Source organism: Caballeronia sp. SEWSISQ10-4 2 (assembly GCF_030464885.1).
In the GTDB taxonomy this organism is placed as follows: domain Bacteria; phylum Pseudomonadota; class Gammaproteobacteria; order Burkholderiales; family Burkholderiaceae; genus Caballeronia.
This window is the reverse complement of record NZ_JALPRJ010000161.1, coordinates 1-8,747: the sequence shown is the minus strand read 5'-3', so window position 1 is coordinate 8,747 and position 8,747 is coordinate 1. Positions and strand designations below refer to the sequence as shown.

General features: G+C 61.9%; 7 protein-coding genes. 4 read left to right on the top strand and 3 right to left on the bottom strand.

The window, feature by feature from the left end:
• Nucleotides 1-147: 147 nt before the first annotated feature.
• The gene (locus M0D69_RS42675) at nt 148-1,572 is read right to left on the bottom strand and encodes a PLP-dependent aminotransferase family protein (protein WP_301787815.1); all 1,425 of its coding nucleotides are present in this window, start codon (nt 1,570-1,572) and stop codon (nt 148-150) included.
• A 429-nt stretch (nt 1,573-2,001) separates the two neighbouring features.
• Here M0D69_RS42675 and M0D69_RS42670 point away from each other — a divergent pair, with 429 nt between their 5' ends.
• Nucleotides 2,002-3,234, top strand: coding sequence for an FAD-binding oxidoreductase (locus tag M0D69_RS42670; protein ID WP_301787814.1), 1,233 nt, complete (start codon nt 2,002-2,004; stop codon nt 3,232-3,234).
• A 36-nt stretch (nt 3,235-3,270) separates the two neighbouring features.
• Nucleotides 3,271-4,419: a branched-chain amino acid ABC transporter substrate-binding protein gene (locus M0D69_RS42665; RefSeq protein ID WP_301787813.1), complete on the top strand. Its 1,149-nt coding sequence runs from the start codon at nt 3,271-3,273 to the stop codon at nt 4,417-4,419.
• A gap of 18 nt (nt 4,420-4,437) precedes the next feature.
• On the opposite strand, the gene M0D69_RS42660 is transcribed toward M0D69_RS42665, so the two are convergent.
• The gene (locus tag M0D69_RS42660) at nt 4,438-4,836 is read right to left on the bottom strand and encodes a LysR substrate-binding domain-containing protein (RefSeq protein WP_301787812.1); all 399 of its coding nucleotides are present in this window, start codon (nt 4,834-4,836) and stop codon (nt 4,438-4,440) included.
• Nucleotides 4,837-5,087: 251 nt separating this feature from the next.
• Between M0D69_RS42660 and M0D69_RS42655 the strand changes: the two genes are divergently transcribed.
• On the top strand, nt 5,088-6,158 hold the full coding sequence (locus M0D69_RS42655; protein ID WP_301787811.1) for a nitronate monooxygenase family protein: 1,071 nt from the start codon (nt 5,088-5,090) through the stop codon (nt 6,156-6,158).
• Nucleotides 6,159-6,182: 24 nt separating this feature from the next.
• Here M0D69_RS42655 and M0D69_RS42650 read toward each other — a convergent pair whose 3' ends face one another.
• Nucleotides 6,183-7,592 carry a PLP-dependent aminotransferase family protein gene (locus M0D69_RS42650; protein ID WP_301787810.1) on the bottom strand — a complete coding sequence of 470 codons (1,410 nt, stop codon included), beginning with the start codon at nt 7,590-7,592 and terminating at the stop codon, nt 6,183-6,185.
• 107 nt (nt 7,593-7,699) lie between these two features.
• On the opposite strand from M0D69_RS42650, the gene M0D69_RS42645 reads away from it, so the two are divergent.
• A complete protein-coding gene (locus tag M0D69_RS42645) occupies nt 7,700-8,587 on the top strand; it encodes a DMT family transporter (RefSeq protein ID WP_301787809.1) in 888 nt (295 codons plus the stop codon).
• Nucleotides 8,588-8,747 lie beyond the last annotated feature (160 nt).

Below are 8,747 nucleotides of genomic sequence, written 5' to 3'. Positions count from 1 at the left end.
CCACGCACAGTGGCTAATAGTGATAAAGAGAACAGCCAGCATAGACCGGCCACGGGCGCAGAAAGCAGCAACCCGGCATCAACCCAAGCCCGCCCGCCCCACCCCACCCCCCCAAACAGAACCCCGAGTGCGAACGAAACCAAACTTCTAAATCGTGCCGAACAGCGCCCGCGGTTTGTCCCGCAGGGTTTGCGCCACGATCCGCAGCGCGGTGACCAGTTGCTCGCGCGACGACGCACACGCGAGATTGATGCGCACGCCGTGCTCGGTCGTCGACCGGTCGACCGCAAACGCCGACGCAGGCATGACATTGACGCCGCGCGCGAGCGCGTTCGCGGCGAAATCATCCGAGCGCCAAGGTGCGGGTACGCGCAGCCAGACGAACATGCACGCCGGATCGCTGTTCAGGTGCTCACCCGGCAACAGGTCGCGCGCGAGGTCCTGCCGTGCGCGCAACTCGGTGCGCTGTTCGTTGAGAATGGTCTGGGCCGTGCCGTCCTCGATCCAGCGAGTGGTGATGAGCATGGACAGCGGTGCCGGCATCCAGGCAGTGGTGCGCACAGCCTCGGCCGCCAGCGCGGCGCCGTTGGGCGGCGTGAGAAGGAAGCCCACCCGCAGGCCGGGCGCGAGGATCTTGGAGGTCGAGGCAACGTGGAACGTCAGCTCCGGACAGAGGCTCGCAATGGTAGGCAAACGGGTTTGCAACAGCGGCCCGTAAACGTCGTCCTCGATGATCGCAATGTGATGCCGCCGCGCGATCGCGACGAGCGCCGCGCGTCGCGCAAGACTCATGGTCACGACGGTCGGGTTCTGCAGATTCGGCACCGTGAAAATCGCTTTCACCCGCATGCGCCGGCATGCGTCTTCGAGTTGATCGGGCAACAGGCCGTCCCCATCGCTCGGAATGCCGACCAGCTCGAACTGGAATACCGGCGCGAGTGCTTTGAGGCCGTAGTAAGTCAACTGGTCGGACAGGATCACGCCGTCGTGTCCCATCAGGCTGCTCAACACGGCATATAGACCGTGCTGCGCGCCGCTCGTGACAACAATATTGTCCGGTGTCGGCGTGAGGCCCGGCGCGGCCATCCAGCGCGCGCCAGCTGCCCGCGCCCAGTCGGGCCCCTGGGGCGGTTGATACTCCTGCGTTTGCGCGAATCTCGGATCGCGGGCGACGCTCGTCATGGTCCGCGCCAGCTGCGCGAGGAATTCGCCCGTGGCGGGACGGTTGACGGTCAGGTCGATCACCGCGTTCGATGCAGCGTCGCCCGTCGCGGTGCGGATCTGGCCCGTCGGTACAAAGGGCATTGCGCCACCCGTCACCATCGATCCGCGCCGCTTGCTTGCCACGATCAGTCCGCGCGCCTGCAGTTCCTTATAAGCCCGCGAAACGGTCGACACGTTGATACCGAGCTCCACTGCCAAGTCGCGTTGCGGCGGCAACCGGCTGCCGGGTGGATAAAACCCGTTGCGGACCTTTTCTTCGAGCTTGCCCGACACCTCGAGGTAGGTCGCCTGGCGCCGCTTTGTTTGAAGTGCTGCGTCGTTTTTTGTGTGGTTTTTAACGGTATTCATCCAGCCTCAACCTCCATACAAAAGCCTGTCCGGTCTCATGCAATCCGGTGTCTGCGTGCGGTGGTGCAGTGGACGCGGCCATCTGCGCCTCGCCGCTTGCGATCGTCACAGCGATTCTATAGCCCAAGCGATGCCAAGTCACGCCCGAGACGCCGTTTTCATAGTCGGGAAAGTACCTAAGTCCACACAAAGATAAACTAATTGCACACAAAAAAACTTTGTGTGAGGATGTTTCCATGGTTTGTGTGTCGGCGAAGCGCCGGTACGACGCAGAACGATAGAACAACAGAGGACTCTTGTGGCCGATCGATTGTTTTCAACTTACCCGGGCCGTCCGGCGCAGCAATCGTCCGCACGGGCGCGTGTTTCGTCCGGTACGCAAAGCGGCGGACGCTCGCCGTTCACGACAGCAAACAACGGGAAAAAGTGATGGCCGAGGTCGCGGTTCTTGGTGCCGGTTTTATCGGCTTGTCGTGCGCTTACTGGCTGATGCGGGAAGGGCATCACGTGACCATTTTTGACCCGCAGGGCCCGGGCGAAGGCGCGTCGTACGGCAACGCCGGCACCTTTGCGAACTATGCGTGCATCCCGGTCAACAACCCGGATGTGTTTCGTAATCTGCCGCGCTTCCTGCTTTCGTCGACGAGCCCTTTGCGGATTCGATGGGGGCACATGCCGCAACTGGCTCCGTGGCTCGTGCGCTTTTTGCTGAGTGCGAGGCAGAGTAATTACGAACACAGTGCAAGGGCGCTGGCAAGCCTTCTGTCGCGCGCGTTCGAAGGTTATCGGGAGATGCTTGCCACCGATGCGCTCATGAGCTTCGTGCGGCAGCGGGAGTGCTTGTACCTGTACTCGAACCCGGCATCGTTCAAGGCAGCGCAGGCGTCGCTCGACTTGCGCCGTTCGCTCGGCGTGCAGTTCAGGACCTTCGATGGCGAGGGCATTCGCCAGATCGAACCCAATCTTGCGCCGATCTTCGAGCACGGCACGATGTTCGACGACAGTTGGTTTCTCACCGACCCGCGCGGCTTCTTGCAGGCGCTGCATGGGTCGATGACCACGGCTGGGCTTGAGCACGAGCGAGTGGCGATCAGCACCATAAAGCCGCAACGCAACGGCGCAGGTCTGGTGGATGAAGCCGGCCGGTCGTACACCGCCGGACACGTCATCGTTTGCACCGGCGCGTTGTCGAAGCGCTTCGCAAGGCAGTGCGGGGACCGCGTGCCGCTCGACACGGAACGGGGTTATCACGTGCGTTTTCCGGGCACTTCGGCGCTGCTTTCGCGCCCTTGCGGCTGGGCGGAGCGCGGTTTCTACATGACGCCGATGACAGGCGGCATTCGCGCGGCGGGCACGGTCGAACTTGGCGGTTATGGGCCGCGAAAAAATCCGGAACTGCTGAAACTGCTGACGACCTCGGCGCAGCAAGCGCTGCCGGCGCTGCGCGAACCCGACAGCCCGTGGCTCGGCTTCAGGCCGAGCTTGCCTGACGGCCTGCCGGTGATTGGACCATCGGGCGCGTCGCCGTACGTTATCTACGCGTTCGGGCATCAGCACCTCGGCGTAACGCTAGGCGGTGTAACGGGCAGCGTCGTCGCAGACCTGGTGGCGGGCCGCACGCCGCCGGTCGATCTGAATCCTTATAGCCCAAGTCGTTTTTAACCCACGCAGCAGCCTCTCGAAACAAGGACTGACATCATGAAACGTCGAAATCTGATTATCGCGCTTGCCCTGACGGGTCTATGCGCGCATGCGCCGTCATACGGTGCGGACCCGGAGACCGTCAAGATCGGTTTTGCAGGGCCGCTCACGGGGCCGGTTGCACGCGTGGGCAAGGATTTGCAGTACGGCGCCCAACTTGCACTCGATGAAGAGAATGCGAAAAATCCGGTCATCGGCGGCAAGCCGGTCAAGTTTGTCCTGGATGTACAGGACGATCAGGCCGACCCCCGCGTGGCAATTCAGGGCGCGCAGAAGCTGGTCGATGAGGGTGTTGTGGGCGTGATCGGCCACTACAACTCCGGATGCAGCATTCCGGCATCCTCGGTCTACCATCAGGCGAATGTCGCGATGATCACGCCCGGTTCGACTAACCCGCAATTGACGAAACAAGGCTTCAAGAATGTGTTCCGCACCATGGGTCACGACGGCATTGGCGGTGTCGTGGCGGGTCATTTCGTGGTCGAGCAGATCAAGGCGAAACGGATCGGCATTATCGACGATCGTACGGCGTTCGGGCAGGGTCTGGCCGATGCTTTCGAGAAGGGCGTCAAGGAAGCGAATGGCAACATTGTCGACCGTGAGTTCACGAACGACAAAGCGGTCGATCTTCGCGCGGTCCTGACCTCGCTGAAGAGCAAGAATGTGGACGTGGTCTTCTTTGGCGGTCTTGACGAGCAAGGTGCGATGCTCGTCAAGCAAATGCGTTCGCTGGGCATGCAGGCGCAGCTGTTCGGCGCGGGCGCGTTGAAGAGCAACGCGTTCCTGCAGATTGCCGGCGCGGCCGGCGAAGGTACGCAGGATCTGGAGCCCGGCCCGGCGCTCGACAAGTTGCCTGCGGCGCAGGAGTTTGGCAAGCGTTACAAGGCAAGATTCAATCAGGATGTCGAACTGTATGCTCCGTTTGCGTATGACGCAGCGCTCGTGATGATAAAAGCTATCCATGACGCGAATTCACTGGATCGCCAGAAGATTCTCGACAGCATGTCGAAGGCGACCGTGACCGGTGTTACCGGAAAGATCGCGTTTGATCCGTACGGTGACTTGATCAAGCCGCCCTATACGTTGTTCGTGGTCCAGCAGGGGCAATGGAAAAGCGTCAAGACCGTGGGCGGTAATGGCGTTTAGAGTGGTTCTTTAGCGGGTTCACGCAAGCATCAGTGCAGGCGCTGCAACCGGGCGCGCAACGTCGAGAAAGGCGTTAAGCGCGGTGCTTGCGTACACGTCGTGTCGACGCACGAACAGGGTGTCGACACGAGCGTCTTCGGGCGCCACGTCATGCACGGCCACGCGGCCTTCGCGCCATGCCGTGGCGACCACGCCTTTCGGCAGCAGCGTCACGCCGACGCCCGCAGCCACGCAACCGGGCATGGCGTCGAGCGAGCCGAATTCGAGAGGCGTACTGGCCAGCATGCCGTGCCGCGCCAGCACGATATCCAGTCGTGTTCGGTACGAACATCCCAACCGGAAGTGCTGGTGAAAAGCGGTGCACCCGGTTCCTCTTCCTGACTGCACGGTATGAAGCTCTAGGGCCGTGCGATTCATGCCTCCGTTTCGCGCGACCGACTCGAATATGCGTAGATCGGCGGCGTCCATCCCGACTCTCGATATCTGGAAAAGTGATATCAATTATCATTTCAAAGCGCCGCTCGCTCCTTGAAAGCTTGCTAAGCTTTGCGCTGCTGACAGCGCATGATAACGGCTGTTTCGAAGCGCGCTTTTCACGCTAATGTGGCCCAGCCGCGAGCGGGGTCAGGCGGAGTAAAGTGGCGATCACCATCGAGGAGAAAAAGAGCATGAGCACGTGGCGCGATCGTCGCATTGTCGACTTGTTTGGTATTGAGTCACCTATCATTCTGGCACCCATGGCGGGCCCCGGCACGCCGGAAATGGCGATGGCCGTATGCGAAGCAGGCGGCCTGGGTTCGCTGCCTTGCGCGCAACTCAGTGTGGAGCAGGCGCGCGACGCCATCGCGCTGATCCGATCGAAAACGCGCGCCCCGATCAACGTCAATTTCTTCTGTCATGTTCCGCCGCAAGCCGACGCCGCGCGCAGCATGGCGTGGCGCGCGCGTCTCGCGGAGTACTACATTGAATATGGACTCGATCCCGAAGTGACGCCGCCCGCTGCAAACCGTCGCCCGTTTGACAGCGACTTCTGCGCGGTCGTGGAGGAGTTAAAACCCGAGGTCGTGAGTTTTCATTTCGGATTGCCGGATAAAATTCTGTTTAATCGCGTGAAGGCGACGGGCGCGAAAGTCATTGCATCGGCAACAACTGTGGCAGAAGCGCGCTGGCTCGAAGCGCATGGTTGTGACGCCGTGATTGCGATGGGCCTTGAAGCCGGTGGGCATCGCGGGAATTTCCTGACGCACGACATGGCTGCGCAGATCGGCACGTTCGCGCTGGTGCCGCAAATAGCCGATGCCGTCGCGGTGCCCGTGATCGCTGCCGGCGGCATCTCCGACGCACGAGGAATTGTCGCTGCGTTCGCGCTGGGCGCGGCCGCCGTGCAGATCGGGACGGCTTATCTGTTTTGTCCCGAGGCGAAGCTACCTGAGCTGCATCGTATTGCGCTGCGCGAGTCACAAGACGACTCTACCGTCTTGACGAACGTATTCACCGGCCGGCCGGCTCGCGGCATCATCAATCGGGTGATCCGCGAAGTCGGTCCGTTGTCCACTGTGACGCCCGACTTTCCGCTTGCAGCTGCCGCGCTTGCGCCGCTTAAGGCCAAGGCCGAGCAGGCAGGCAAGGACGACTTCACGAACCTCTGGTCTGGGCAGGCGGCGCGGCTTGCGCGTGAACTGCCGGCGGGCGAATTGACGCGAGTGTTGATCAGTGAAGCACTGGCGCGGATGGCATAGACATTGAAGCTGCGTTAAGACAGCTCAGCCACGCTCGCCCATGGTTGCTTCAAGCACGGTAAAAACGCGCGGGTCCGTCGATTGCGCGACGTTAAAACGCAGGAAGCGGCTTGCGGACTGCGCGACGCTGAACGCATTGCCCGGTGCAAGGACGACGTTGTCGGCCAGTGCGCGCTGGGCAATGTCCGCTGCATCCAGTCCTTCGGGCAGCGTGCACCAGAGAAACATGCCGCCGCGCGGCTCGATCCATGGTTCGATGCCAAGTGCTTCCAGCCGCGCGCTTGTTTGTCCCATCGAACGGGACAGGCGCTCGCGCAAGCCCTCCATATGCTTTCGGTACGTGCCGTCTTTCAGCACGCTGAGTATGAGTTCGGCTGAAAGACGTCCGCCGCCGAACGACGTGGCAATCTTTAAATCGATCAATCGTTCGACCCAGTCGCGCCGGGCCGCGATAAAACCGCAGCGCACCGATGCCGAGAGGCTCTTGGAGAAGCTGCCGATATGGACGACTCGCTCCAGACCGTCGAAAGCTGCCAGACGAGGCGCGGCTTCGTGTTCGAAGTCGCCGAAGATATCGTCTTCGATAATCGTAAGACCCGACTGGTCCGCGAGCTTCAGAAGCCGATGCGCGACGACCGGCGACAGCGTCGCCCCTGTCGGATTGTGAAGCGCCGAGTTGGTGATGTAGAGGCGAGGGCGATGCTCCACGAGCGCCTGCGCGAACAGGTCGATATCGGGACCGGACGGCGTGTACGGGACGCTGACAATCTTCGCCCGATGAGCGCGCAACAGGGCGAGGAAATTGAAATAACAGGGGTCGTCGACGAGTACCGTATCGCCCGGTTCGAGCAGCAAACGGCATATCAGATCGATGGCTTGCGTGCCGGATTCGGTGAGGATGATCTGGTCGGGCGCCGCTTCGATGCCGCGATCCGCCATGCGCCGGGCAAGCAATTGCCGCAGCGCCGGCAGTCCGAGCGACGTGCCGTAGTCGGCCAGCACGGTTAAGTCGGTGCGCGCGGCGGATCGCAATGCGCGGCGCAGTCCCGCCTCCGGCAGCCATGACGCGGGCAGCCAGCCGCAGCCGGGTTTCAGTGCATCCTCGCTCGCTTCCAGCGATTGCCGCGACACCCAGAACGGGTCGACAACGCGGTCCAGGCGCGGGCCCAGTTCAGCGAGCGACAGCGGCGGCAGATGTCCGGCGACGTAAAAACCCGAGCCGCGACGCGACTGGATGACACCTTCGGCCGCCAGGCGATCATAGGCTTCGACCACGGTGGATTTCGACACCTGCAGCGTTTCAGCGAAGCCCCGGATGGACGGGACCTTGGCGCCCGGCGCCAGCGTGCGCGCGGATATCCGCTGCCGAATGACCTGCATGACCCGCTCGACCAGGGTGCCGGCATCTGTTTCCAGGAGTGTAGTGTCTTCCATGTGTACTGATCTTTAACCCATACAGTTTTCCTTAACTGTAGTGCACTGTCTCTGGAAAAACCATGCTTTTCAGGTCGATACTGGCAAGCTGAAAACAGGGGTACGCGATGGACAAGACTGCAAGCGGATGGATGAACGGTTTCCTCGGAATGCTGATTTTCAGCGGATCGTTACCCGCGACACGCGTCGCCGTCGCCGCCTTCGACCCGGTCTTCCTGACGGTCGCACGCGCTGGCATCGCGGGCTTGCTGGGACTTGCGCTCCTGCTCGTGTTCCGGCAAAAGCGCCCCGAAAGAGGCGATCTGATTTCGCTCGCGGTAGTAGCGTGCGGCGTGGTCATTGGCTTTCCTCTGCTGACCGCCCTCGCGCTCAAACACATCACCGCTGCTCACTCCGTTGTGTTCGTTGCCTTGCTGCCGCTGACAACCGCGATCTTCGGCGTCGTGCGCGGGGGGGAACGCCCCCGGCCGGCCTTCTGGCTGTTTTCCGGCTTCGGCGCCGCGCTCGTCGCCGGCTTCGCGTTGGCGCAAGGGACGGGAGCATCTCCTATCGGTGATTTGCTGATGTTCGCCGCCATCGTCGTCTGCGGGCTGGGTTATGCCGAAGGCGGCAGACTTTCGCGCAAGCTTGGCGGCTGGCAGGTGATCTCCTGGGCACTGGTATTGTCGCTACCCATCATGGCGCCGCTGGCGCTCGCCACCATGCCGTCGTCCTGGGTCGACGTGGGAGGATCGGCATGGATGGGACTGGCCTACGTGTCCTTGTTCAGCATGTTGATCGGCTTCGTGTTCTGGTATCGCGGCCTGGCTCAGGGAGGCATCGCCGCTGTGGGGCAATTGCAATTGCTTCAGCCGTTCTTCGGGTTGGTGCTTGCGGCGACGTTGTTGCACGAACCGGTCGGCTGGTCGATGGTTGCTGTTGCGACCGCCGTGGTTCTTTGCGTGGTCGGCGCCAAGCGGTTCGCGCGGCCGGCGGGTAGGGTGGTGTTGCGGTGAAGCTTTTTCCTGCAGCCTTTGCTAAGGCATCGCGCCGGTGGACGGGGTTTTCGTTCGTACTCGGTCGGGGTTGATGCCGGGTTGGTGCTTTCGTTGTTAGTGGTTTGCGTGAGTTAGCTGTATTTTTTATCACTATTAGCCACTGTGCGTGGCGGCACGT

Excerpts from the sequence above, each read along its gene's own strand:
- M0D69_RS42675 (WP_301787815.1), bottom strand. The coding sequence starts at position 1,572 with ATGAATACCGTTAAAAACCACACAAAAAACGACGCAGCACTTCAAACA.
- M0D69_RS42670 (WP_301787814.1), top strand. The coding sequence starts at position 2,002 with ATGGCCGAGGTCGCGGTTCTTGGTGCCGGTTTTATCGGCTTGTCGTGC.
- M0D69_RS42665 (WP_301787813.1), top strand. The coding sequence starts at position 3,271 with ATGAAACGTCGAAATCTGATTATCGCGCTTGCCCTGACGGGTCTATGC.
- M0D69_RS42660 (WP_301787812.1), bottom strand. The coding sequence starts at position 4,836 with ATGAATCGCACGGCCCTAGAGCTTCATACCGTGCAGTCAGGAAGAGGA.
- M0D69_RS42655 (WP_301787811.1), top strand. The coding sequence starts at position 5,088 with ATGAGCACGTGGCGCGATCGTCGCATTGTCGACTTGTTTGGTATTGAG.
- M0D69_RS42650 (WP_301787810.1), bottom strand. The coding sequence starts at position 7,592 with ATGGAAGACACTACACTCCTGGAAACAGATGCCGGCACCCTGGTCGAG.
- M0D69_RS42645 (WP_301787809.1), top strand. The coding sequence starts at position 7,700 with ATGGACAAGACTGCAAGCGGATGGATGAACGGTTTCCTCGGAATGCTG.